The organism is Zoogloea sp., assembly GCF_028689785.1.
Classification (GTDB): domain Bacteria; phylum Pseudomonadota; class Gammaproteobacteria; order Burkholderiales; family Rhodocyclaceae; genus Zoogloea.
The window spans coordinates 37564-61494 of the sequence record NZ_JAQVCN010000028.1 but is presented as its reverse complement, the minus strand read 5'-3'; the positions used below and the strand labels follow the sequence as shown (position 1 = coordinate 61494).

The window sequence follows — 23931 nt, the reverse complement described above, 5'->3', positions numbered from 1 at the left end:
ATTACGATCCACGCTTCCTTCCCACGCTCGGTCGCCCTCACGCAGTTGCGCTTCACTTCGTTCGCTGTGATCAACTTACGGCGGGACTTACACCCGCAGGAGTGCGCCCATGCTGGGCGCACCCATGAAAAACGGGCGCCGCAGCGCCCGTCTTCACCATCACGACAAACCGATATTACTGGGCTTGTTCGTTCAGGAGTGCCTTCATGGACAGACGCACACGGCCCTTCTCATCGGTCTCGAGCACTTTGACGCGCACAACCTGACCTTCCTTGAGGTAGTCGGACACGGCATTGACGCGCTCGTTGGCGATCTGGGAAACGTGCAGCAGACCGTCACGGCCCGGCATGATGTTGATGATCGCACCGAAATCAAGGATGCGAATGACCGGGCCTTCATAGACCTTGCCAACTTCCACTTCCGCGGTGATGTCTTCGATGCGCTTCTTGGCCACCTGGGCGCCCTCGGAGCTCACGGAAGAGATGGTCACGTTGCCGTCGTCGGTGATCTCGATGATGGTGCCGGTCTCTTCCTGCAGACCGCGGATCACCGCACCGCCCTTGCCGATCACGTCACGAATCTTTTCAGGATTGATCTTGAGGGTGATCATGCGCGGAGCGAAATCGGACACTTCACCACGGGCTTCGCCCAGGGCCGACTTCATCAAACCGAGGATGTGCAGACGGCCTTCCTTGGCCTGAGCCAGGGCAACCTGCATGATTTCCTTGGTGATGCCGAGGATCTTGATATCCATCTGCAGGGCAGTCACGCCGTTCTCGGTACCTGCCACCTTGAAGTCCATATCACCCAGGTGATCTTCATCGCCCAGGATGTCGGTCAGCACGGCGAAGCGACCACCGTCCTTGATCAGGCCCATCGCGATACCCGCCACCGGAGCAGACAAGGGCACACCGGCATCCATCATCGCCAGGGAGCCGCCGCAGACGGACGCCATGGAGCTGGAGCCGTTGGATTCGGTAATCTCGGAAACCACGCGCACGGTGTAGGAGAAGTCTTCCTTACCCGGCAGCACGCCAGCCAGAGCACGCTTGGCCAGACGCCCGTGGCCGATCTCGCGACGCTTGGGCGAGCCGAAACGGCCGCATTCGCCGGTGGAGAACGGGGGGAAGTTGTAGTGCAGCATGAAGCGCTCGCGGTACTCACCGGCGACCGCATCGATGATCTGCTCGTCACGGCCGGTGCCCAGGGTGGTCACCACCAGGGCTTGGGTTTCACCACGGGTGAACAGGGCGGAACCGTGGGTTCGCGGCAGCACGCCGACACGGATATCGATCGGACGCACGGTGCGGGTGTCACGACCGTCGATACGCGGCTCGCCGCCAAGGATACGACCACGCACAACCTTGGCTTCGAGATCGAAAATGATGTTGTTGACAGTGTTGGCGTCAAACTCGACGCCTTCAGTCACCAGGGTTTCGTGGACTTCCTTGCCGATAGCCGACAGTTGCTGCGAACGGGCCTGCTTGGCGGTGATGCGGAAGGCCTCATCGATCTTCGCACTGGCGATCTCGGTGACACGAGCGATCAGCGCCTCGTTCTTGGCCGGAGCCTGCCAGTCCCATTCGGGCTTGCCGGCGACTTCGACCAGTTCGTTGATGGCATTGATGGCGGCCTGCATCTGGGTGTGGCCGAACACCACACCGCCCAGCATCACGTCTTCCGGCAGTTCGAGGGCTTCGGACTCGACCATCAGCACGGCAGTCTCGGTACCGGCAACCACCAGATTCATCTTGCTGGTCTGCAGCTGAGTGGCGGTCGGGTTGAGAATGTACTCACCGTTTTCAAAACCGACGCGACAGGCACCGATCGGACCGGCGAAGGGAATACCGGCAATGGCCAGGGCCGCGGAGGCAGCGATCATCGCCGGGATGTCAGCGTCCACTTCCGGATTCAGGGACACCACCTGAGCGATGACCTGGACTTCGTTGTAAAAGCCTTCCGGGAACAGCGGACGGATGGGACGATCGATCAAACGGGAGGTGAGGGTTTCCTTCTCGGTCGGACGGCCTTCACGCTTGAAGAAACCACCGGGGATGCGACCGGCAGCATAGAACTTTTCAACGTAATCGACGGTAAGGGGGAAGAAGTCCTGACCCGGCTTGGCGTTCTTGGCAGCCACAACGGTTGCCAGCACCACGGTGTCGTCCATGTTGACGATCACGGCACCATGGGCTTGACGGGCAACTTCGCCGGTCTCCAGGGTGACGGTGTGGGAGCCGTAGGTAAAACTCTTCTTGATAGCAGTAGGCAAAGGATGTCCTTTCATTCAATCGACTGGCGGCAAACAACAACCGCACGCTTAGCCGAGGTAACGCGCCGTTTTCTCTGGCGCACAGATGTGACAAAGCCGGCGAAGCCTCACGGACTTACACCGGCTATGCCCATGATCAAACCTGCACAAAGGGCAGGATTGTCACGTTCAGTACTGAAGCAGCTTTTTTCAGCTTACTTGCGCAGGCCGAGGCGAGCGATCAGCTCACGGTAGCCATCGACATTCTTGCGCTTCAGGTAGTCGAGCAGCTTGCGACGCTGGCTCACCATCATCAGGAGGCCGCGGCGGGAATGGTGATCCTTGACGTTAACCTTGAAGTGGCCGGTCAGATCGTTGATGCGGGCGGTAAGCAGAGCGACTTGCACTTCCGGAGAACCGGTGTCGCCCTTGGCGCGGGCGAAGTCGCCAACGATTTGCGCTTTTTGTTCAGTGGAGATTGCCATTGTTTAACTCGGTTAGGATTTAGCCTTGCGAAGCGCGCCATTATATCGAATCCGCGCAGGATTACTCAAGACATTTCATTGATTGCAGGTGGCAACCAGACGCGTTGGCGCCAGCATTCCACCGCCCCCCACCGTTCCAACGCCGAGGAAACGCTCCCCTGCGTAAGCCCGGAACACCTTCCCAATCGCTTCACTGCGAACCTGCACAGCCTGACCATGGGTAAAACTGCTTGCCTGTTCGGCATCAAGCAACATCACATCCAGATGGACAAGCAACGCATCCACCGGCGCCAACTCCGCGTCCCGGGCGGCTTCAGGCAGTGCCTCAAAAGCCGCGAGGGAAATAGAGCCCTCCAGCTCGAAAGGACCAATGCGAGTCCGTCGCAGGGCCGTAAGGTGGGCACCACAACCCAGCAGGGCCCCCAGATCGGATGCCAGGGTGCGGATGTAAGTCCCCTTGCTGCACGCCACCCGCACCCTGAGGCTATCGCCGTCGCGCCCCAGGCATTCAAAAGCGTGAATCGTCACCTTTCGGGCTTCCCGCGGGATATCAATGCCCGCCCGCGCATATTCATACAGCGCCTTGCCATGATGTTTGAGCGCCGAGTACATGGGCGGAACCTGATCGATTTCACCCCGAAGTTGCGCCAAAGCAGCCTCGATGGCGGTATCGGCAACATCCACCGCGACGGTAGCCAGCACTTCACCCTCTGCATCCGCCGTCGTGGTAGTGACGCCCAGCAATACCGTTGCCTCGTAAACCTTGTCCGCATCAAGCAGAGTCTGGGAAAACTTGGTCGCCTCGCCAAAAGTCAGTGGTAACAAACCGGTCGCCATGGGGTCCAGCGTACCGGTATGACCACCTTTAGCCGCCTTGAGCAGCCACCGCGCCTTTTGCAACGCATTGTTGGAGCTCAGGCCAAGGGGCTTGTCGAGAAACAACACGCCATCGACAACACGGCGCGGCGTACGACGCTGGGGAGTGTGGGCCAAACGGAGAACTTCCTGGAAAGACGGCGCTATGCGCCGTCAGGAGAATCAGAGGGTCGGAGCGCTGCCGGGAGACGTCGCGCCCCCCTCTCCATCTGCCCCTTCACCAAGCGCGTCGGCAAGTTGCCGATCTGCCTCAATGGCCTTGTCGATAAGGGCGGAAATCCGGTTGCCCGTTTCAACGGAGGGGTCATAGTGAAAGTGCAGCTCGGGCAGCGTATGAATACGGATCCGCCTCCCCAGCTCGCGACGCAGGAAGCTACTGGCCCTGCGCAAACCTTTCTGAATTTCCTCGAGCCCATCCTGCCCGGTCATGGAGGTGAAATACACCTTGGCATGCGCATAGTCAGGAGTGATCTCCACGTCAGTCAGGGTAATGAAACCGACGCGGGGGTCTTTCAACTCGAGGCGGATCAGCTCGGCCAGCTCGCGACGGATCTGCTCCGCCACACGCTGACCACGGGAAAACTCCTTGGGCATGGCTTACAGGGTCCGCGCAACTTCCTGGATTTCGAACACTTCGAGCTGGTCGCCTTCCTGGAGATCGTTGAAATTGCGCACCTGCAGACCGCACTCGTAGCCGAACTTGACTTCCTTGACATCGTCCTTGAAGCGCTTGAGCGATTCCAGTTCGCCGCCATGGATGACCACGTGATTGCGCAGCACACGCACCTGAGCATTGCGCTTGACGATACCTTCAAGCACATAGCAACCGGCGATGGTGCCGACCTTGGAGATGGTGAAGACCTGACGGACCTCCACCAGGCCCAGGATCTGCTCGCGCTTCTCGGGCGCCAGCATGCCGGACAGGGCACTCTTCACCTCATCCACAGCGTCGTAGATGATGTTGTAGTAACGCAGATCGACACCGAAGCTTTCGGCCAGCTTGCGGGCATTGGCATCGGCACGGATGTTGAAGCCGATGATAACCGCGCCGGAAGCCTGAGCCAGGTTGACGTCGGACTCGCTGATGGCGCCGACACCGCCGTGGATGACCTGCACCCGGACTTCGTCGTTGGACAGCTTGACCAGCGAATGGGCCAGCGCCTCCTGAGAGCCCTGCACGTCGGCCTTGATGATCAGCGGCAGGGTCTTGACCTCACCCTCGCCCATCTGTTCAAACATGCTCTCAAGCTTGGCTGCCTGCTGTTTGGCCAGCTTCACATCACGGAACTTACCTTGACGGAACAGGGCGATTTCACGAGCCTTGCGTTCGTCGGCCAGGGCCACGACTTCATCACCGGCACCCGGAACTTCAGAAAGGCCGAGGATTTCCACGGGGATGGACGGGCCGGCTTCCTCAATGGGCTTGCCGTTCTCGTCGAGCATGGCACGGACACGCCCGAAGGTCGCACCGGCCAGCAGCACGTCACCGCGCCGCAAAGTGCCGGACTGGACCAGCAGGGTCGCGACCGGGCCACGTCCCTTGTCGAGACGGGCTTCGATGATAAGGCCTTTCGCCATGCTCTCCCGCGGCGCGGTGAGTTCAAGGACTTCCGCCTGCAGCAGGATGCCTTCGAGCAGATCGTCGATACCGGCACCAGTCTTGGCCGAAACCTCGACAAACATGGTGTCGCCACCGTAGGCCTCGGGAACCACGCCTTCGGCGATCAACTCCTGACGCACACGCTCGGGATTGGCACCCGGTTTATCGATCTTGTTGACCGCCACGATCAGGGGTACTTCAGCCGCCTTGGCGTGGTGGATTGCTTCCTTGGTCTGGGGCATCACACCGTCATCGGCAGCCACCACCAGCACCACAAGGTCGGTGGCCTTGGCGCCGCGAGCACGCATGGCCGTAAAGGCCTCGTGACCCGGGGTATCCAGGAAGGTCACCATGCCACGGTCGGTATCCACATGGTAAGCACCGATGTGCTGGGTGATCCCGCCCGCTTCGCCCGCTGCAACCTTGGCACGCCGGATATAGTCGAGCAAAGAGGTTTTGCCGTGGTCCACGTGGCCCATGACGGTAACAACCGGTGCGCGCGGCTCAAGGGCAAAGTCCTTGTGCTCGACGTTGTCCTCGAGGAAGGCATCGGGGTCGTCCAGCTTGGCCGCGACGGCCTTATGACCCATTTCCTCGACCAGGATCATCGCCGTATCCTGGTCCAGCACCTGGTTGATCGTCACCATGGAGCCCATCTTCATGAGCGCCTTGATCACCTCGATGGCCTTGACGGACATCTTGTGAGCCAGGTCTGCCACAGAGATGGTTTCGGGGACGTGCACTTCGCGGACGATGGGCTCGGTCGGCGCAACGAACGCCGTGGCCTCTTGATGACGACCGCCATTACGACCACCACTACGACCGCCACCGCGCCAACCACCTGCCCCGCCCGTGGTGTCGCCACGAGTCTTGAGGCCGCCACGACGCTTGGCATCCGCCGGCACTTCCTTGCTGACGACCTTCTTGACGTCCTTGCGGGCGCCCTTGTCCTCAGTCTTGGCAGGCTTGTGAAGCGTACCCGTCTTGGGCGCAGCTTCGCCTTCGGCCTTAGCCTTCTCAGCAGCCGCAGCGCGCTGCTTTTCCTCTTCGGCGCGCTGCAACATGGCTGCACGGGCACGGGCCTCGCGCTCCTGCTTTTCCTTCAAATCGGCAATCTGACGCGCCTGCAGTTCGGCAGCCCGCTGAGCCTCGCGCTCACGGCTGGCCTTCTCCTCCGCACTCAGAATCGATCCCGCCACGACGCGACGGACCGGAGCTGCCGGACGCGCTTCAGCTTTCGGGGCAACTGCCTCGGCAGGCGCAGGTGCAGGCGCCGGTGTGGGCTCAGGCTGAGGCTCAGGCACGACTTCGGCTACGGGTTCGGGGATCGGCTCCGGCACGGGCTCTGGTGCGACCTCAATCACGGGCTCGGGCAGCACCTCGGGTTCCGGCGCGACTTCGACCACAGCTTCGACGACCGCCGCAGCCTCCACGTCCGGAACCTCGGCCACGGGCTCAAGATCAGCAGACACGCCGACCGACACCACTTCTTCATCCGTGGCAGACGCGGCAGAGACCGCAGATTCCGGCACCAGGGCCTCGTCGCGCTTGACGAAAACGCGCTTCTTGCGCACTTCCACCTGCACGGTCCGGGCACGCCCGGTGGAATCCGTTGCCTTGATTTCGCTGGTCTGCTTGCGCGTCAGGGTGATCTTGGACTTTGCTGCCGTATCGCCGTGGGCGCGACGGAGAAAGTCCAGCAAACGGCTCTTGTCCTGCTCGGAGAGCAGATCGGTTTCCCGTGCTTTGTCAACGCCAGCCTTTTGCAACTGCTCGAGCAACACGGAGGCCGGCATTTTGAGTTCGCCGGCAAATTGTGTAACGGTTGTCTGTCCCATCTTGAACCTCCGGGGGTATTACTCGAACCAGTGCGCGCGCGCCTTGGTGATCAGATTCTTGGCCCGCTCTTCGTCCAGCCCCGACATTTCCATCAATTCGTCCACTGCGAGGTCAGCCAGTTCGTCACGGGTATGCACGCCGCCCTGGGCCAGCTTGGCCGCCAAGGGCTTGTCCATGCCTTCCAGACCGAGCAGATCCTCGGTAACGGTTTCCAGCTGCTCTTCGGTCACGATGGCTTCGGTGAGGAGTACGTTGCGGGCGCGGTTGCGCAGCTCGTTCACCGTTTCTTCGTCGAAGGATTCGATTTCCAGCATCTCGGCCAAGGGCACGTAAGCAATCTCTTCCAGCGACGAGAAACCCTCGTCGATCAGGATGTCGGCCACTTCTTCGTCTACGTCCAACTTGGCGATGAAGAGCTGACGGACCGTGCTGTGCTCGGCTTCGGACTTGCGCTCCGACTCCGCTTCGGTCATCAGGTTGATGCTCCACCCGGTGAGTTCGGAGGCAAGCTTCACATTCTGACCGTTGCGGCCAATGGCAATCGCCAGATTGTTCTCGTCCACCACCACATCCATGGCGTGCGCCTCTTCGTCAACGACGATGGAAGAGACTTCCGCCGGCTGCAGGGCTCCGATGACGAACTGGGCAGGCTCGGGAGACCACAGCACGATGTCGATGTTCTCGCCGCCGATCTCGTTGCGAACTGCGGTAACGCGAGACCCACGCAAACCGACGCAGGTACCGATCGGGTCGATCCGCGGGTCGTTGGACTTGACGCCGATCTTGGCACGCAGACCGGGATCCCGGGCACAGGCCTTGATCTCGAGGAGACCGTCGTCGATCTCGGGCACTTCCAGCTCGAATAGACGCATGACGAACTCGGGCGCCGTGCGGGACAGGATCAGCTGCGGACCGCGGGCTCCGCGATCAATGCGCAGCAGGTAGGCCTTGACACGGTCACCGACACGCAGATTTTCCTTCGGAATCATCTGATCGCGCGGCAGCACTGCTTCGAGGCGCCCCACTTCGATGACTGCGTTACCCCGCTCCATGCGCTTGATGCTGCCGGAGATGATGTACTCCTTGCGCTCGAGGAAGTCATTGAGGATCTGCTCGCGCTCGGCATCACGCACCTTCTGCAGAATAACCTGCTTGGCAGCCTGGGCACCGATGCGGCCAAAGTCGATGGGCTCCAGCCCTTCCTCAACGTAGTCGCCAACCTGGATATCGGGATACTCGTCGCGGGCATCGATCAGCCCCATCTGGGCTTCATCATTCTCGACATCCGCGTCAGGCAGAACCTGCCAGCGCCGGAAGGACTCGTAATCACCGGTTTCCCGATCGATGGAGACACGCACATCGGCTTCGTCGTGAATACGCTTCTTGGTCGCCTGGGCAAGGGCAGACTCCAGCGCGGAGAAAACGATTTCCTTGGAAACATTCTTCTCGCGGGCCAGCGCATCGACCAACAGTAAAATTTCGCGGCTCATACCTGCAAACCTCCAAATCCCTTAAAACCTGGGAACCAGGCGGGCCTTCTCGATATCTTCAAACGGGATCTCCATCGATCCCTTTTCCGTCTCCAGGGTCACCACACCGTCTTTGAGACATTGCAGCACCCCGGCAAAATTGCGCTGATTCGCGACCGGCATGGAGAGTCTGACCTGCACGTCCTGACCGGCAAAGCGTTCGAAATCTGCGGGCTTCTTGAGCGCGCGATCCAACCCCGGCGAGGACACTTCGAGGCGGTCATAATCGACATTCTCGACTTCGAAGACCCGCACCAGCTGATTGCTCACCGTGGCACAATCATCAACCGTAATACCATTCGGCGAATCAATGAAGATTCGCATCAGCCTTCCGCGGGGCGAGGTTTCGAAATCAACGAGTTCGTAACCGAGACCTTCCGCAGTCTGCTCGATCAGTTTGTGCAACTCCATTTCCTGGCCCACAAATGAAAAATGGGCGAAACGCCCATCCCTGTTTAAATTCGACCGGATGTCGGTCCATTTTCGGACCGATCGGCTCTTTCGAACCGATAAAACACGCTGATTATAGCAGCCCGCCGAAGCGGGCGCAATTTTGACCCGTAATCAGCGTCGGAGCGGCTGTGTTCGGCGAGGTTGCGGCGCTGGCCGCTTACCCTTGCCACCCTGTACATCAGGCTTGGGAATACCGGCCAATGCACACACCTGGTCCACCGCCATGTCTTCCCACATACCGCGCTTCAGGCGCGAAGGGAGGACAACCGGCCCGTAGCGCACCCGCATCAGGCGACTGACGGTAAGCCCGAGGGCTTCGAACATCCGACGCACCTCCCGGTTACGGCCTTCCGAAAGCGTCACCCGGTACCAGTGATTGGCCCCCTCTCCTCCCGCATCCAGCAGCGTATTGAACTTGGCCAGACCGTCTTCCAGTTCGATCCCCTGCAGCAGGGCATTACGCTGCGCCTCGTCGAGTTCGCCGAGGATACGCACCGCGTACTCACGATCCAGCTCGTAGCGCGGATGCATCAGCTTGTTGGCGAGATCGCCATCATTGACGAACAGCAGCAGACCAGAGGTGTTGAAGTCCAGGCGGCCGACGGCAATCCAGCGCCCCTTGCGAAGATTCGGCAGGCGGTCGAAAACCGTCGGACGGCCTTCCGGATCATCCCGGGAAACGATCTCCCCTTCAGGCTTATGGTAGAGCACGACACGGGGAATCCGCGGCGCAAAGCGGATCGGCATCAGCTTGCCATTGACTCGCACCCGATCACCCGGCCCCACCTTCTGGCCGACATCGGCAGGCTCGCCATTGACCGAGATCCGGCCTGCGACGATCCATTCCTCGATCTCCCGACGGGAGCCGATGCCCGCGGCTGCCAGCACCTTGTGCAGGCGCTGCGGCTCGGTGTAGGCGGAGTCCTCCGGCCTGCGGCGACGCTCCCCCTCTGCTACCGGAAGCAACTCGCTGCTGGCGAGGGGATAAGGCGCAGCGCCACCGCCGACAGCAGCAGCCTGGCGCTTCGCACGCCAGTTACCCCGCCCGCCACCGAGATCACTGAGACCGATCGCGGAAGCATTACTCTTGGGCTGCCGGCCCTCGTCGTCACCGCGAGGGGGGCGTCCACCACGGCCGCCATCCCCATCCGGACGGCCACGCCCGCGGCGCCCCCCTTGGTCAGACGGGGGCCCCTGACGACCAGACTCCTGGCCGCCGGGCCTGGCGGGTTTGGCCTTAAACGGCCGGTTCTTCGGTTTTTGGGAGGTCGACAAGATCCATGATCCTTTCGATTTCGGTCAACGGAGGCAACTCGGTCAGGCTGCGCAAGCCGAGGTCCTCCAGGAATTTTCGGGTGGTGGCATACAAGCCGGGCCGGCCGGGCGTATCCCGGTGCCCCACCACATCCACCCAACCCCTTGATTCAAGGGTCTTTAGTACATTGCTGGAAACCACCACGCCACGAATATCTTCGATGTCGCCCCGCGTTACCGGCTGGCGATAGGCGATGATTGCCAGGGTTTCAAGAACTGCCCGCGAATACTTTGGCGGCCGTTCCAGCTTGAGCCTATCCAGGTAAACCTGGTATTCGAGACGGGTCTGAAAGCGCCAGCCACCCGCCGTCTGCACCAACTCAACCCCCCTCCCCTGCCAGTCCTCGGCCAGCTCGCCCAGCACGCGCCGCACCAGATCGCCCCCCGGGTCTGCCTCGAACAAGCGACGCAAATCAGTCACCGGAAGCGGCGAGGCCGCAGCGAGCAGGGCCGTCTCCAGCACCCGTTTGAATTCTTCAGGTGTATCCGGTTGCACTGTCGGCACGCTTCACATAGATCGGCGCAAAGGCCTCATTCTGGGTCACCACAACCAGCCTTTCCTTGACCAATTCGAGGGTGGCAAGAAAACTCACGACCAGGCTGGCAACACCGAGCTTCGGATCAAAAAGGGATTCAAAAACCACAAAACTGTCGTCGCGCAGACGCCTCAAAATGAGGGTCATGTGCTCGCGGACGGACATCTCTTCCCGCTGGATCGTATGGTGCCGCTTCAGGCGCGCCTGTCGGGCAATCTTCAACCAGGCCAGCTGCAGGTCATGCAGGCTGACCTCAGGCAGACGCTCCACCACCTTCTCGGCAACGAACACGCCAACCCATTCAAAGTCCCGCTCTACGCGGGGCAAGGCATCCAGGCGCATAGAGGCGAGCTTGACCTGCTCATACTCAAGCAAGCGTCGCACCAACTCCGCCCGTGGATCCAGCTCTTCCCCCTCCTCCGCCCTGGGCGGCCGCGGCAGCAACAAGCGGGATTTGATTTCCAGCAGGGTTGCAGCCATCAACAGATAATCTGCCGCCAGTTCAAGGTTGTGCTTGCGCATGGCCTCCACGTACTCCAGATACTGGGCCGTCAACGGCACCATAGGAATATCGAGGACGTTGATATTGGCCTTGCGTATCAGGTACAGCAGCAGGTCGAGAGGACCCTCAAAAGCGTCGAGGATGACCTCAAGCGCGTCGGGCGGGATGTACAGGTCCTTGGGCAGATCGAAGATCGGCTGGCCGTACATGCGGCCAATGATTGCCTCAAGCGGATCCGCAGAAGGGGCCAGATCAAGATCGGCCGTCAACACGGCCACAGCCCCTTTCCTTCAAAGCAGGCTAGCACGCGGGCAGCACGCCTCCAAGGCAAAAATCCACGAAACACGCCCCCACCCGCCATCAGCTGTAGCTCAGCCCCATGGCGTCCCGTACCTCGCGCATGGTTTCCTGGGCCAGCTTACGGGCCCGATCACAGCCATCAGCGACGATGCTGCGCACCAGCGAAGGATCGTCCAGGTAGGGCTGAGCCCGCTCGCGCATGCTCTCCTGCTCCTTCAGCACGGCATCGATGACCGGCTGCTTGCATTCGATGCAGCCGATACCAGCGCTCTTGCAACCCTCGGTGACCCACTGGCGCGTGCTGTCGTCGGAGTAGATCACGTGGAACTGCCATACCGGGCATTTCTCGGGATCACCCGCATCGGTGCGCCGCACCCGCGCCGGGTCAGTCTGCATGGTGCGAATTTTCTTGGTCAGCGACTCGGCCTCCTCACGCAGGAAGATCGTGTTGCCGTAGGACTTGGACATCTTCTGCCCGTCCAGGCCGGGCATGCGCGAAGCTTCGGTGAGCAGCGCACCGGGCTCGACGAGGATCACCTTGCCGCTGCCTTCGAGATAACCGTAGAGACGTTCGCGATCACCAAGGGACAAGCTCTGGGCTTCCTCAAGGAGCGCCTTGCCCAGGGCCAGCCCCTCCTCGTCACCATTCTGCTGGAAACGGGTGCGGAACTCCTCGTAGAGGCGGGCGCGCTTGGAGCCGAGCTTCTTGATGGCTTCCCGGGCCTTCTCCTCGAAGCCGGGCTCACGGCCATACATGTGGTTGAAGCGTCGCGCCAGCTCACGGGTGAACTCCACGTGGGGTAGTTGATCCTCACCCACCGGCACCTTGTCGGCACGGTAGATCAGGATGTCGGCGCTCATCAGCAGCGGGTAACCCAGGAAGCCGTAGGTGGTCAGATCCTTGTGGGTCAGCTTTTCCTGCTGGTCCTTGTAAGTAGGAACCCGTTCGAGCCAGCCCTGGGGTGTCATCATCGACATGAGCAAGTGCAGTTCGGCATGCTCGGGCACCCGGGACTGGATGAAGATGGTCGCCTGGGATGGGTCAACCCCCGCCGCCAACCAGTCGACGATCATTTCCCAGACGCTGCCCTCGATCCCCCGCGGGTTGTCGTAGTCGGTCGTCAGGGCGTGCCAGTCGGCAGCAAAAAACAGGCAGGGATACTCCGCCTGCAGCTTGACCCAGTTTTTCAGGACGCCGTGATAATGGCCGAGGTGGAGACGCCCGGTGGGGCGCATGCCGGAGAGGACGCGTTCAGCGAACATGGATGATCAAAGTCCAATAACGGTTGCAAGGGCAAAACGGAAAATGGCCACCAGCGGCCCGAGAATGTCGCCAAGGATACCGGTGAACAGCAAAACCAGCAGGATCGGAAAGCCATAAGGCTCAAGCCGGGAAAAGGTGTAAGCCGGACCGGCGGGGAGCAGGCTGACCGCAATCCGCCCACCATCCAGGGGTGGCAACGGAAGCAGGTTGAGCAGCATGAGTACAGCATTGATCTGCATCCCGGCGTCCGCCATCTTGGCCATGGGCAGGGCATACAGATTGTCGGGCGACATGATCGCAAAACGGAACAGGATGGCCCAGCCAAGAGCCATCACCAGATTTGCGAAGGGCCCTGCCGCGGCCACCCACAGCATGTCGGCCTTGGGGTGGCGCAGGCGCCCGAAATTGACCGGCACCGGCTTTGCCCACCCAAACAGCATCGGCGCCCCCCCGGCGAGCGTGCTGCCGACAACGATCAGCGCCGGCACCACGACTGTCCCCATTGGATCGATATGGCGCAGCGGATTGAGGCTGATGCGCCCTGCCCGCTCGGCGGTAGAGTCGCCGAAGTGACGTGCGGCGTAGCCGTGCGCCGCCTCATGCAGGGTAATGGCGAACAGCACGGGCAGAGCCCAGATGGTCAGGGTGGAGATGAGTTCTTGCATGGATCAGGGCGCCGAAGGGGCGCGATTCTAACAGACTGGGCAGCTCACGCCCCCGCCCGAAGGCAGGTCACAGGCCAAAGGGTGCGAGACTGCCCCGCCCTTCCCGCACCAACACCGGGGAACCGCTGGTCAGATCAATCACCGTGGTCGCCTCACCCCGACAGGGGCCGGCCTCGATCACCAGGTCCACATCCTTCTCGAGACGGTCGCGAATTTCCTCGGCATCCGTGAGCGGGAACTCGTCGTCGGGCAGCAGCAGGGTCGAACTCAGGAGCGGCTCACCAAGCTCGGCCAGCAGTGCCGAAACGACTGGATGATCGGGAATGCGCAAGCCAATGGTCTTGCGCTTGGGGTGCAACAAACGCCGGGGCAACTCCTTGGTACCTTCAAGAATGAAGGTGTAAGCCCCCGGCGTGGTGGCCTTGAGGAGCCGGTACTGGGAGTTGTCCACCCGGGCGTAGGTCGCGATCTCGGAAAGGTCGCGGCACAGCAATGTGAAGTGATGGCGCTCGTCCACGTCACGGATGCGGCGGATGCGGGTGAGCAGCGGATTGTCGCCGGTATGCCCGCCAAGGGCGTAGGCCGAGTCGGTGGGAAAGGCTACCAAGCCTCCGTCGCGCATGATCTGCGCGGCCTGCTTGATGAGGCGGGCCTGGGGTTGTTCAGGGTGAAGGGAAAAAAACTGGGCCATGATTGAAAGTCAAACAGAAAAAAGGCGTCACACCAGGCGGGTCCACACCGGGATGAGATCGGGGGGCAACGGCGGCGCACGCCCCAGGTCGATGGGGCTATCCTCCGGGCCGTGAAAATCGGAAGCACGTGAGGCCATCAGACCGAACTTGCGCGCCAGGCGGGCAAAGGCCAGCACCTGGCCGCCGTCGTGGGCGCCGCACGACACCTCGATGGCATCGCCCCCCAGATCGCGGAAGCGCTCGAGCAGGATGTCCATCTCGGCATGACTGAGACGATAACGCCCTGGATGGGCAATGACGGCCAGGCCGCCGGCGCCCTTAATCCACGCCAGCGCATCTTCCAACGTGGCCCAGACATGCTCGACATAGCCGGGCTTGCCCCGGGCAAGATAGTGCAGAAAGACGTCATGAACGTTTCTCGAGATGCCGATCTCCACCAGGTAGCGGGCAAAATGGGCCCGGCTGACCAGAGCAGGATTGCCCGCATAGCGCAGAGCGCCCTCAAGGGCACCGCGAATGCCGATCCGCTCCAGTTCGGCGCCGATGCGCGCAGCCCGCCCATCACGCCCGCCACGCACCTGGGCCAGGCCGGCAATCAGCGCCTCATTGGTCGGGTCGATACCCAGCCCAACGATATGCAGGGTCTGGTCAAGCCAGGACACCGAGACCTCGACCCCCGGCACGAAACGCAAGCCCAGCGCCTGGGCTTGCGCAGCGGCCTCGGGCAGGCCGAGGAGTTCATCATGGTCGGTCAGCGCCAGCAGCTCCACACCATTGGCATAAGCCCGGCGAACCACTTCTGCCGGCGGCAGGGTTCCGTCGGAGGCAGTGGAATGGCAGTGCAAATCGGCATTCAGGGCGTTCATGGTTCTTTTGACCCCAGAAAAGTCTCGATGATCCGGGCCACCTCACCCGGCTGGTCATGATGCAGGTTGTGTCCGCTGTCGGACACCCGGACTTCACGAAGATCCCGGAAGGCTGCCCGGGCCTGGGCGTGGGCCGCATCATCAACACCAAGGCGGTGACGCAAGGTCGGCCTGTCAGGTTCGACCCACAGGGCCGGCGCCGTCACCCTCTGCCAACAGGCCAGCGCCTCTGCCCGTCGATAGAGCACGGGATTGACCCGCCTGTGCGCAGGGTCGCCGGCCAAGCGGATGGAACCCTGCCCATCGTCCTCACCAAGATGGGCCGCCAGGAACCGCGCTTTGTCGTCCGACAGACGCGGGTTGTCCGCCTGCAGGCGGGCGGCCAGGGCGGCCGGATCGGGATAGCTGCGAAACCCCACCGGCTGGGCCAGGTCGTTCAACCACTTCTCCAGACGCCCCGGCGACTGTGCGGGCCGTGAATCGGCCAGTCCGAAGGCATCCAGCGCCACCAGACGGGCCACCCGAGCCGGACGCACACCAGCATAAATACAGGCCACATTGCCCCCCAGGCTGTGACCAACCAGATTGACTGGCAAGGCCGGCGAACAGACCTGCAGAATCGCATCCAGATCCCCCAGATAGTCGGGAAACCAGTAGGCATCGCCACACCATTCGGTCTGACCAAAACCTCGCCAGTCAGGCGCCAGCACATGCCAGCCGGCCTCCAGTGCATCAACCACGAACTGGAAAGACGCAGACACATCCATCCAGCCATGCAACATGAAGATCATCGGCGCCCCCGGCTCACCCCATTCACGTAGGTGATAGCGCAAACCGCGGACAGGCAGGAAACGGCTTCGGGACGGGATCATTAATCCAAGTGTATCAGACGCTTGCCCCTCTCTGCCCACGATGGTAAGGTGCGCGCCGTCGTGTGGGAGAGAGTTCGCGTGGGTCATCCGCGAGCCGCCGAAGGCGCAACCCCCGGAACCGCTCAGGCAAAAGGACCACCGACGAAACAACAATCTGGAGAGCGATGCTGCCCGCCCACCGTGCGTTGGCGGCATCCACCGAAGGGGCACGCAGGCCGGTCATGCACCGCTGCAATCTCTCAGGTACAAAGGACAGATGGGGCCGAAGCGACTTTCACGTCGCTCCGGCCCCATTGCTTTTCTACACTGGAACGATTGCACCGGAGAGCCCCATGAGCCAACAGACCCCCCTTTACGCCACCCACGTCGCTGCCGGCGCCCGCATGGTTGATTTCGCCGGCTGGGACATGCCAGTCAATTATGGCTCGCAGATCGAAGAACACCACGCCGTGCGCCGCGACGCCGGCATGTTCGACGTTTCCCACATGCTCGGCCTGGACCTGGAAGGTGCCGACGCGAAGGCTTTCCTGCGCGGCCTGATCGCCAACGATGTGGCCAAGCTCGTCGAACCCGGCAAGGCCCTGTATGCCTGCATGCTCAATGAGCAGGGCGGCGTGATCGACGATCTGATCGTCTACTTCCTCTCCGATACGGCGTACCGCATCGTCGTCAACGCCGGCACCGCCGACAAGGATGTGGCCTGGATGCAGCAACGCCTGGCCGCAACCGGTGCAGCCGCCACGCTCAGCGTGCGCCGTGACCTGGCGATGATTGCCGTCCAGGGCCCCAATGCCCGCAGCAAGACCTGGGCCGCCATCCCCGGCGCCGAAGCCGCATCCGCCGCACTCAAGGCTTTCCAGGCCGCCACCTTCGGCGACATCTTCATTGCCCGCACCGGCTACACCGGTGAAGACGGCTTCGAGCTGACACTCCCGGCGAGCAAGTCCGTCAGCACCTGGGCCGCACTGACTGCAGCCGGCGTCAAACCCTGCGGCCTCGGTGCCCGCGACACCCTGCGCCTGGAGGCCGGCATGGCCCTCTACGGCAACGACATGGACGAAACCGTCTCCCCCCTCGATGCCGGGCTGGCCTGGACGGTGGACTTCAAGGACGAAAACCGCGATTTTGTCGGCAAGGCTGCCCTTGTCGCCAACGGCACACGCCAGCAGGCCCTCGGCCTGATCCTGGAAGACAAGGGCATCCTGCGTTCGCACCAGAAGGTCTTCACCGCCCAGGGCGAAGGCGAGACGAGCAGCGGCAGCTTTTCGCCGACCCTCGAGAAGTCCATCGCTCTGGCCCGCCTGCCTCTTGGCGTCGCGGCCGGCGATGCAGTCGAAGTGGACATCCGTGGCAAGCGCCTGAAAGCCCGCGTCGTCAAACCCCCCTTTGTCCGCAACGGCAAGGCACTGGTCTGAAATCCAATCCAACCCTTTCATCCGACTTGAACAAGGACACGACTATGAACACCCCCAACGATCTGCGCTACACCGCTTCCCACGAATGGGTTCGCGTCGAGGCTGATGGCACTCTGACCATCGGCATTACCGACCACGCCCAGGAAGCCCTCGGCGACGTGGTTTTCCTCGAACTTCCCGAGGCTGGCCGCAGCGTGGCCAAAGAAGAAGCCATCGCCGTGATCGAATCCGTGAAGGCCGCCTCCGACATCTACGCCCCGGTCGCTGGCGAAATCCTTGAAGCCAACCAGGCAGCCCTCGACGCCCCCGAGTCCGTCAACGCCGACGCCTACGCCGCCTGGCTGTTCAAGATCAAACCCGCCAACGCCGCCGATGTGGACGGCCTGCTGGACGCCACCGGCTACCAAGCTGCCATCGGCTGAACGCTGATCGCCTGAGCGCGGGTGCGCCGGGCTGGCGCGCCCCACCCTGCTGTCGCTGTCACCCTACCGAGTTCCCCCATGTCGAAGACCCTCCTCTCCGCCCCGCTCGCCACGCTCGAACAGGGCGATGACTTCATTCGCCGCCACCTCGGCCCCTGTTCCAGCGAGCTGCCCGGCATGCTCGCCGCCGTTGGCGTCGACACCCTGGACACTCTGATCCAGCAGACGGTCCCGGCCGGCATCCGCCTGCCTGCTCCGCTGGCCCTGGGCGAGCCGACGGCCGAGCATGTGGCCCTGGCCCGGCTCAAGACCATCGCCAGCAAGAACGTGCTCAAGAAATCCCTCATCGGCATGGGCTACTACGACACCATCACGCCCAAGGTCATCCTCCGCAACGTGATGGAAAACCCCGGCTGGTACACGGCCTACACGCCCTACCAGGCCGAGATTGCCCAGGGCCGCCTGGAAGCCTTGCTCAACTTCCAGCAGATGGTCATCGACCTGACCGGGCTGGAGCTCGCCAACGCATCCCTGCTCGACGAAGCCACCGCGGCGGCCGAGGCCATGGCCATGGCCCGGCGCATCTCCAAGGCCAAGGGTCAGGGCTTCTTCGTGGATGAAGGCGTCTTCCCGCAGACCCTCGACGTGGTGCGCACCCGTGCCGGCTACTTCGGCTTCGAGCTGATCGTCGGCCCGGCCGCCGAAGCTGCCCACCACGACGTTTTTGGTGCCCTGCTCCAGTACCCCAACGAACGCGGTGAAGTGGCTGACATCTCCGGCGCCATCAGCAGCCTCAAGGCCAAGGGCGCGGTGGTGGCCGTCGCCTCCGACCTGTTGGCCCTGGTCCTGCTCAAGTCGCCGGGCGCCCTTGGCGCCGACATTGCCCTGGGCTCGGCCCAGCGCTTTGGCGTCCCCCTGGGCTTCGGTGGCCCCCACGCCGCCTTCTTCGCCACCCGCGAAGCCCATGTGCGGTCCATGCCGGGTCGCATCATTGGCGTGTCGAAGGACGCCCGCGGCAAGACCGCCCTGCGCATGAGCCTGCAGACCCGCGAGCAGCACATCCGCCGCGAAAAGGCCAACTCCAACATCTGTACATCCCAGGTACTGCTGGCCAATATGGCCGGCATGTACGCCGTCTATCACGGCCCGGAAGGCCTGCGCACCATCGCCGCGCGCATCCACCGGCTGACGGCCGCCCTGGCCGAAGGGCTCAAGCAGGCCGGCTTCGAGCTCGCCGCCGATGCGTTCTTCGATACCCTGCAGGTCAGCACCGGAGCACGCACGGCAGATATTCACAGCGCCGCCCAGGCCGCCGGCTACAACCTGCGCCACGTGGATGGCAAGCGCCTCGGCATCTCCATTGACGAAAAGACCACCGCCACCGACATCGCCGCCCTGCTGGCTGTCTTTGGGGCGAAAACGGATGTCGCCGCACTGGACGCCACCGTTGCCGCCCGCGGCGGCAACCTCCCGGCAGCCCTGCTGCGCGACGACGCGATCCTGGCCCACCCCGTGTTCAACACCCACCACACCGAACACGAGATGCTGCGTTACCTCAAGCGCTTGCAGAACCGCGATCTGGCGCTGGATCACTCCATGATCTCCCTGGGCTCATGCACCATGAAGCTCAACGCCACCAGCGAGATGATCCCCGTCACCTGGCCCGAGTTTGCCGACATCCACCCGTTTGCCCCGGCCGACCAGACCGCCGGCTACCTGGAGATGATCGAAGGCCTGGCCGCCCAGTTGCGCGAGATCACCGGCTTCGACGCCATCTGCATGCAGCCCAACTCCGGTGCCCAGGGCGAGTACGCCGGCCTGGTCGCCATCCAGCGCTACCACGCCTCCCGCGGCGACCACCATCGCACGGTCTGCCTGATCCCCAAGTCGGCCCATGGCACCAACCCGGCCACGGCCCAGATGTGCGGCATGGACGTAGTGGTGGTGAACTGCGACGACAACGGCAACGTCGATCTGGCCGACCTGAAGGCCAAGGCTGCCCAGCACGCCGACAAGCTGTCAGCACTGATGATCACCTACCCGTCCACCCACGGCGTATTCGAAGAAGCCATCCGCGAGATCTGCGCCACTGTGCACCAGTACGGCGGCCAGGTTTACATGGATGGCGCCAACATGAATGCTCAGGTCGGTCTCACTTCACCTGCCACCATTGGCGCCGATGTGAGCCACATGAACCTGCACAAGACCTTCTGCATCCCCCACGGCGGCGGCGGGCCGGGCATGGGCCCAATCGGCCTGAAAGCCCACCTTGCGCCATTCATGGCCGACCACGTGGTGGCCCCCACCGGCAGCGAGGATCGCCCCAACGCCGGCCAGGGCGCGGTCTCTGCCGCCCAGTTCGGCTCCGCCAGCATTCTGCCGATCTCGTGGATGTACATCACCATGATGGGCGGCAGCGGCCTCAAGCGCGCCACCGAAGTCGCCATCCTCAATGCCAACTACATGGCCAGCCAGCTCAAGGAACACTACCCGGTGCTGTACACCGGCAGCCAGGGCCGCGTTGCCCACGAGTGCATCCTCGACATCCGCCCGATCAAGGCCGCCACCGGCATCTCCGAGGTAGATATCGCCAAGCGCCTGATGGACTACGGCTTCCATGCGCCTACCATGTCCTTCCCGGTAGCCGGGACCATCATGGTCGAGCCGACCGAATCGGAAGACAAGGGCGAGCTGGACCGCTTCATTGCCGCCATGGTGAGCATCCGCAATGAGATCCGCGCCATCGAGGATGGCCGGATTGCCTCCGACAACAACCCCCTGAAAAATGCCCCACACACCCAGGCCGACTTCCTGGGCGACTGGGACCGCCCCTACTCCCGCCAGGAAGCCGTCTTCCCGCTGGCATGGGTAGGCGACAACAAGTTCTGGCCGAGCGTGAATCGTATCGATGACGTCTATGGCGACCGCAATCTGTTCTGCTCTTGCGTGCCGATAGACGAACTGGGCTGAGTTGTGACCAGCGATGGGGCCTCTTCTCCCTCAGGGGAGGCCCCATCGAAAGCTCAGCGGGCCAGCAACGCCTTCAGGTGTGAAACAGGAATGGCATAGGAAATACCGGAGGGACTGGAGATGGCGTTTTCCTTCATCCCCTTCACGAAGACCATGTTGAGGATACCCAGCACCTCACCGCTGTTCACATCGTAAAGCGGGCTGCCGCTGTTGCCCGGGTAGGACACGATGTCCAGCTGAAACACCGGATAGCGGCCCACTGACAAACGCCGCACAGCCCCGGGGTCGAGCTGACTCGCCGACGGCAAGGGCTGCCCGGCCGGCGTGATGGCAGCAATGATGCCCCGGTGGGTGACCGGAACAATGCCCATGCTGGCACCAAGGGGGAAGCCCGTCAGGGCGACATCCTGTCCATCCCGTGCCGCTTCGGAATCGCCCAGGCGCAGGGGTGTCATGGGCGCACCGCCGATCCACAGCACCGCGAGATCGTGGTCCGGATCGCGCTCATCCCGCTCCACCATACGCACGCTCACCCGCCCCGATCCAGACTGGGCAATCACCAAGCGCTCGTCCAAAGCGCGACTGTCAGGTGCTGCCGCAATCACATGGGCGTTGGTCGCCACCTGCCTGCCGTCACCGACGACAAAACCCGTACCCAGAAAGCGGAACTGGGGGCTGCGGGTGGGCATGAAGGTGCCAACCGCGACAACGGAGCGTTTGATCTGAGCGACGGTATCAGGGAGATCGGCGAACGCCGTAACCGGCGCAGACAAGGCGACACACACAGCCAGAAAACGACGCAGGACGAGAACCTTCTTCACTGCCCTGCCGCCTTGAGTGCCTGCAGGGCCGGTGATGCACCCACCACGCGAGCGTCGAAAGGGTGATCGTGACGCTGGAAGAAGGTCAGGATCCGTCTCACGTAATTCTGTGTTTCCTTGTAGGGAGGAACGCCCCGATAACGATCCACAGCCCCTTCTCCGGCGTTGTAACCCGCCACGGCCAGGGCCACATTGCCTTGGTAATAGGCGAGCAACCAGCGCAGATAGGCCAGCCCCCCCTTGATGTTCTGCACCGGGTCGTAGCTGTCCTTGACGTTGAAGCGACTCGCTGTCTCGGGAATCAGCTGCATCACACCCATGGCGTTCTTGGGGGAGGTGGCACTCGGATCAAAGTTGGATTCAGTGGTCGCAATCGCCAGGGCCAGGCGCGGCTCAATGGAGAAACGCGGTGCCAGGGTGGTGATCAGTTCTACCATCTTCTTCTTTTGCTCTGGCAGGGAAGAAAGATACTTCTGGGTATCCCAGGTATCCCGGGCGGCAAAGCCCCTGTCCCGGGCACGCGGCAGAAGACAATCAGGCACAGCTCCGGTGTAATCACCAGCCATTCGGCGAGCCTTTTCCGCACCAGCATGCCCCTTGGCCATGGCCATCTCGAACAGGGTGGCCGCGTAATCATCGTTACGCTCCACACCCCGCCCGTTGGCGAACATCCAGCCCAGGCTATACATGGCCTCGGCGCTACCGGCGCGGGAGGCTTCGCAATACAGCTCGGCAGCCTTGTCCGGATCGCGGGCCACACCTTCGCCGTGCTCGAAAGCCACGGCTTGCGCCACCAGGGAGTTCACATCCCCGGAGAGGGGGTCTGCCGTTACGGCCTGTACACCGCCCACAGCAAGAACCCATCCTGTCAGCAGGCCAGGGACTAAACGCCGGACCACCGCCCTTACGGGCAGGGTCCGGACAGAATGCATCACAGACGCCACACCTTGGCCCCTGCAGCCGCCAGGGCGGCCGGGTCGTAGAAGCTCTTCACGTCGGTGAACACGCCATTGGGCACCAGCTTCTCGCACAGCTGGGCAACGCCCAGCTCGGCGTACTCGTTGTGGGCCACGGCCGCCACGATGGCTGCGGCGCGGGGCAGGCTGCTCCACGGAGTGAGGCTCACGCCGTACTCGTGCTGGGCTTCGGCGGACTCGGCCACCGGGTCATGCACGTGCACGTTGATGCCGTAGCTCTGCAGCTCGCGGATCACGTCGATCACCTTGCTGTTGCGCAGGTCGGGGCAGTTTTCCTTGAAGGTCAGGCCCAGCACGATCACATCCGCACCCTTGATGTTGTGACCAGCGCCGATCATCTCCTTGACGGTCTGCTCGGCCACGTATTTGCCCATGCTGTCGTTGATGCGACGGCCGGCCAGGATGACCTGCGGGTGGTAGCCCAGCATGTCGGCCTTGTGGGTGAGGTAGTAGGGATCGACGCCGATGCAGTGACCGCCCACCAGGCCCGGACGGAAGGGCAGGAAGTTCCACTTGGTACCAGCGGCCTTGAGCACCTCCACGGTGTCGATGCCGATCTTGTGGAAGATCACCGACAGCTCGTTCATCAGGGCGATGTTGAGGTCGCGCTGGGTGTTCTCGATCACCTTGGCAGCCTCGGCCACCTTGATGGAGCTGGCCGGGTACACCCCAGCGGTGATCACCGCACCGTACACTTCCTCAACCTTCTTGAGGGTTTCGGGAGTGTCGCCGGACACCACCTTCATGATCTTGGTGACGGTGCGTTCCTTGTCGCCCGGGTTGATGCGCTCGGGGGAGTAACCCACGTTGAAGTCTTCCTTCCACTTGAGGCCGGAGAACTTCTCGAGGATGGGGATGCACACTTCTTCGGTGGCACCGGGATACACGGTGGATTCGTACACCACGATGGCACCCTTCTTGAGGTGCTTGCCGACGCTCTCGGAGGACTTCACCAGGGGGGTGAAATCCGGCTGGTGGGCGTCGTCCACCGGGGTGGGCACGGCCACGATGATGAAGTCGGCTTCGCCGATGATCTTCGGGTCGGTGCTGCAGGTGAGCTGGGTGGCGGCCTTCAGGTCTTCGGTGCTCACCTCGCCGGTCGGGTCGATGAAGCGGCCGTAGGACTCCACCTTCTCCACGGACAGGTCAAAACCGACGGTCTTCATCTTCTTGCCGAATTCGACGGCGAGGGGCAGGCCAACGTAGCCGAGGCCGATTACTGCGATGGTGCTCATGAGGTCAATCCTGAAAAGAGTCCAAGTTGGTAAATGGTGTCGAAGCG

21 protein-coding genes and 1 riboswitch are annotated in these 23931 nt (G+C 62.5%); of the genes, 3 read left to right on the top strand and 18 right to left on the bottom strand.

What is annotated here, in order from left to right:
- Nucleotides 1-175: 175 nt before the first annotated feature.
- The 15 genes from pnp to PHI64_RS13375 form a co-directional block, all read right to left on the bottom strand.
- The gene (gene pnp, locus PHI64_RS13445; protein WP_366945192.1) at nucleotides 176-2287 is read right to left on the bottom strand and encodes a polyribonucleotide nucleotidyltransferase; all 2112 of its coding nucleotides are present in this window, start codon (nucleotides 2285-2287) and stop codon (nucleotides 176-178) included.
- 179 nt (nucleotides 2288-2466) lie between these two features.
- Entirely contained in the window at nucleotides 2467-2736 is a 270-nt protein-coding gene (gene rpsO, locus PHI64_RS13440; protein ID WP_296402283.1) for a 30S ribosomal protein S15, read from the bottom strand.
- 75 nt (nucleotides 2737-2811) lie between these two features.
- A complete protein-coding gene (gene truB, locus PHI64_RS13435) occupies nucleotides 2812-3681 on the bottom strand; it encodes a tRNA pseudouridine(55) synthase TruB (RefSeq protein ID WP_299883605.1) in 870 nt (289 codons plus the stop codon).
- 93 nt (nucleotides 3682-3774) lie between these two features.
- The gene (gene rbfA / locus PHI64_RS13430; RefSeq protein ID WP_299883603.1) at nucleotides 3775-4206 is read right to left on the bottom strand and encodes a 30S ribosome-binding factor RbfA; all 432 of its coding nucleotides are present in this window, start codon (nucleotides 4204-4206) and stop codon (nucleotides 3775-3777) included.
- Nucleotides 4207-4209: 3 nt separating this feature from the next.
- On the bottom strand, nucleotides 4210-7050 hold the full coding sequence (gene infB, locus PHI64_RS13425; protein ID WP_299883601.1) for a translation initiation factor IF-2: 2841 nt from the start codon (nucleotides 7048-7050) through the stop codon (nucleotides 4210-4212).
- Between the two features lie 18 nt (nucleotides 7051-7068).
- On the bottom strand, nucleotides 7069-8541 hold the full coding sequence (gene nusA / locus PHI64_RS13420; protein WP_299883599.1) for a transcription termination factor NusA: 1473 nt from the start codon (nucleotides 8539-8541) through the stop codon (nucleotides 7069-7071).
- Nucleotides 8542-8562: 21 nt separating this feature from the next.
- Nucleotides 8563-8991: a ribosome maturation factor RimP gene (rimP, locus tag PHI64_RS13415; protein ID WP_299883597.1), complete on the bottom strand. Its 429-nt coding sequence runs from the start codon at nucleotides 8989-8991 to the stop codon at nucleotides 8563-8565.
- A 153-nt stretch (nucleotides 8992-9144) separates the two neighbouring features.
- Nucleotides 9145-10308, bottom strand: a complete 1164-nt coding sequence (rluB, locus tag PHI64_RS13410) for a 23S rRNA pseudouridine(2605) synthase RluB (protein WP_299883595.1) — start codon at nucleotides 10306-10308, stop codon at nucleotides 9145-9147.
- Nucleotides 10271-10843, bottom strand: coding sequence for an SMC-Scp complex subunit ScpB (gene scpB, locus PHI64_RS13405; protein WP_299883593.1), 573 nt, complete (start codon nucleotides 10841-10843; stop codon nucleotides 10271-10273). The genes rluB and scpB overlap by 38 nt, the downstream gene beginning before the upstream one ends.
- Entirely contained in the window at nucleotides 10824-11654 is an 831-nt protein-coding gene (locus PHI64_RS13400; protein WP_299883611.1) for a ScpA family protein, read from the bottom strand. The genes scpB and PHI64_RS13400 overlap by 20 nt, the downstream gene beginning before the upstream one ends.
- Nucleotides 11655-11745: 91 nt before the next feature.
- The gene (locus PHI64_RS13395; protein WP_299883591.1) at nucleotides 11746-12948 is read right to left on the bottom strand and encodes a tryptophan--tRNA ligase; all 1203 of its coding nucleotides are present in this window, start codon (nucleotides 12946-12948) and stop codon (nucleotides 11746-11748) included.
- A gap of 6 nt (nucleotides 12949-12954) precedes the next feature.
- On the bottom strand, nucleotides 12955-13614 hold the full coding sequence (locus PHI64_RS13390) for a site-2 protease family protein (protein ID WP_299883589.1): 660 nt from the start codon (nucleotides 13612-13614) through the stop codon (nucleotides 12955-12957).
- A 67-nt stretch (nucleotides 13615-13681) separates the two neighbouring features.
- A complete protein-coding gene (locus PHI64_RS13385) occupies nucleotides 13682-14305 on the bottom strand; it encodes an L-threonylcarbamoyladenylate synthase (protein WP_299883587.1) in 624 nt (207 codons plus the stop codon).
- 27 nt (nucleotides 14306-14332) lie between these two features.
- Nucleotides 14333-15172: a 3',5'-nucleoside bisphosphate phosphatase gene (locus PHI64_RS13380; protein WP_299883585.1), complete on the bottom strand. Its 840-nt coding sequence runs from the start codon at nucleotides 15170-15172 to the stop codon at nucleotides 14333-14335.
- Nucleotides 15169-16044, bottom strand: coding sequence for an alpha/beta hydrolase (locus tag PHI64_RS13375; protein WP_299883583.1), 876 nt, complete (start codon nucleotides 16042-16044; stop codon nucleotides 15169-15171). Before PHI64_RS13375 ends, PHI64_RS13380 begins: the two co-directional genes overlap by 4 nt.
- A 53-nt stretch (nucleotides 16045-16097) precedes the next feature.
- Nucleotides 16098-16191, top strand: a riboswitch (glycine riboswitch).
- 185 nt (nucleotides 16192-16376) lie between these two features.
- Between PHI64_RS13375 and gcvT the strand changes: the two genes are divergently transcribed.
- The 3 genes from gcvT (at nucleotide 16377) to gcvP (ending at nucleotide 20851) form a co-directional block, all read left to right on the top strand.
- Nucleotides 16377-17459: a glycine cleavage system aminomethyltransferase GcvT gene (gene gcvT / locus PHI64_RS13370; RefSeq protein WP_299883581.1), complete on the top strand. Its 1083-nt coding sequence runs from the start codon at nucleotides 16377-16379 to the stop codon at nucleotides 17457-17459.
- A 44-nt stretch (nucleotides 17460-17503) separates the two neighbouring features.
- Nucleotides 17504-17881 (top strand): glycine cleavage system protein GcvH, encoded by a 378-nt coding sequence (gcvH, locus tag PHI64_RS13365; RefSeq protein WP_299883579.1) that lies wholly within the window; start codon nucleotides 17504-17506, stop codon nucleotides 17879-17881.
- Nucleotides 17882-17959: 78 nt separating this feature from the next.
- Nucleotides 17960-20851 (top strand): aminomethyl-transferring glycine dehydrogenase, encoded by a 2892-nt coding sequence (gcvP, locus tag PHI64_RS13360; RefSeq protein WP_299883577.1) that lies wholly within the window; start codon nucleotides 17960-17962, stop codon nucleotides 20849-20851.
- A 53-nt stretch (nucleotides 20852-20904) separates the two neighbouring features.
- Here gcvP and PHI64_RS13355 read toward each other — a convergent pair whose 3' ends face one another.
- The 3 genes from PHI64_RS13355 to PHI64_RS13345 are packed head-to-tail and all read right to left on the bottom strand — an operon-like array spanning nucleotide 20905 to nucleotide 23884.
- Nucleotides 20905-21672: a serine protease gene (locus PHI64_RS13355; protein WP_299883575.1), complete on the bottom strand. Its 768-nt coding sequence runs from the start codon at nucleotides 21670-21672 to the stop codon at nucleotides 20905-20907.
- A complete protein-coding gene (locus PHI64_RS13350) occupies nucleotides 21669-22604 on the bottom strand; it encodes a lytic transglycosylase domain-containing protein (RefSeq protein ID WP_299883573.1) in 936 nt (311 codons plus the stop codon). Before PHI64_RS13350 ends, PHI64_RS13355 begins: the two co-directional genes overlap by 4 nt.
- Entirely contained in the window at nucleotides 22604-23884 is a 1281-nt protein-coding gene (locus tag PHI64_RS13345) for a nucleotide sugar dehydrogenase (protein ID WP_299883571.1), read from the bottom strand. Before PHI64_RS13345 ends, PHI64_RS13350 begins: the two co-directional genes overlap by 1 nt.
- Nucleotides 23885-23931: the final 47 nt, after the last annotated feature.

Bases quoted from the DNA above. Each gene is read 5' to 3' on its own strand.
- pnp (WP_366945192.1), bottom strand. From the start codon at position 2,287: ATGAAAGGACATCCTTTGCCTACTGCTATCAAGAAGAGTTTTACCTAC.
- rpsO (WP_296402283.1), bottom strand. From the start codon at position 2,736: ATGGCAATCTCCACTGAACAAAAAGCGCAAATCGTTGGCGACTTCGCC.
- rbfA (WP_299883603.1), bottom strand. From the start codon at position 4,206: ATGCCCAAGGAGTTTTCCCGTGGTCAGCGTGTGGCGGAGCAGATCCGT.
- infB (WP_299883601.1), bottom strand. From the start codon at position 7,050: ATGGGACAGACAACCGTTACACAATTTGCCGGCGAACTCAAAATGCCG.
- nusA (WP_299883599.1), bottom strand. From the start codon at position 8,541: ATGAGCCGCGAAATTTTACTGTTGGTCGATGCGCTGGCCCGCGAGAAG.
- rimP (WP_299883597.1), bottom strand. From the start codon at position 8,991: ATGGAGTTGCACAAACTGATCGAGCAGACTGCGGAAGGTCTCGGTTAC.
- PHI64_RS13395 (WP_299883591.1), bottom strand. From the start codon at position 12,948: ATGTTCGCTGAACGCGTCCTCTCCGGCATGCGCCCCACCGGGCGTCTC.
- PHI64_RS13390 (WP_299883589.1), bottom strand. From the start codon at position 13,614: ATGCAAGAACTCATCTCCACCCTGACCATCTGGGCTCTGCCCGTGCTG.
- PHI64_RS13385 (WP_299883587.1), bottom strand. From the start codon at position 14,305: ATGGCCCAGTTTTTTTCCCTTCACCCTGAACAACCCCAGGCCCGCCTC.
- PHI64_RS13380 (WP_299883585.1), bottom strand. From the start codon at position 15,172: ATGAACGCCCTGAATGCCGATTTGCACTGCCATTCCACTGCCTCCGAC.
- PHI64_RS13375 (WP_299883583.1), bottom strand. From the start codon at position 16,044: ATGATCCCGTCCCGAAGCCGTTTCCTGCCTGTCCGCGGTTTGCGCTAT.
- gcvT (WP_299883581.1), top strand. From the start codon at position 16,377: ATGAGCCAACAGACCCCCCTTTACGCCACCCACGTCGCTGCCGGCGCC.
- gcvH (WP_299883579.1), top strand. From the start codon at position 17,504: ATGAACACCCCCAACGATCTGCGCTACACCGCTTCCCACGAATGGGTT.
- gcvP (WP_299883577.1), top strand. From the start codon at position 17,960: ATGTCGAAGACCCTCCTCTCCGCCCCGCTCGCCACGCTCGAACAGGGC.
- PHI64_RS13350 (WP_299883573.1), bottom strand. From the start codon at position 22,604: ATGCATTCTGTCCGGACCCTGCCCGTAAGGGCGGTGGTCCGGCGTTTA.
- PHI64_RS13345 (WP_299883571.1), bottom strand. From the start codon at position 23,884: ATGAGCACCATCGCAGTAATCGGCCTCGGCTACGTTGGCCTGCCCCTC.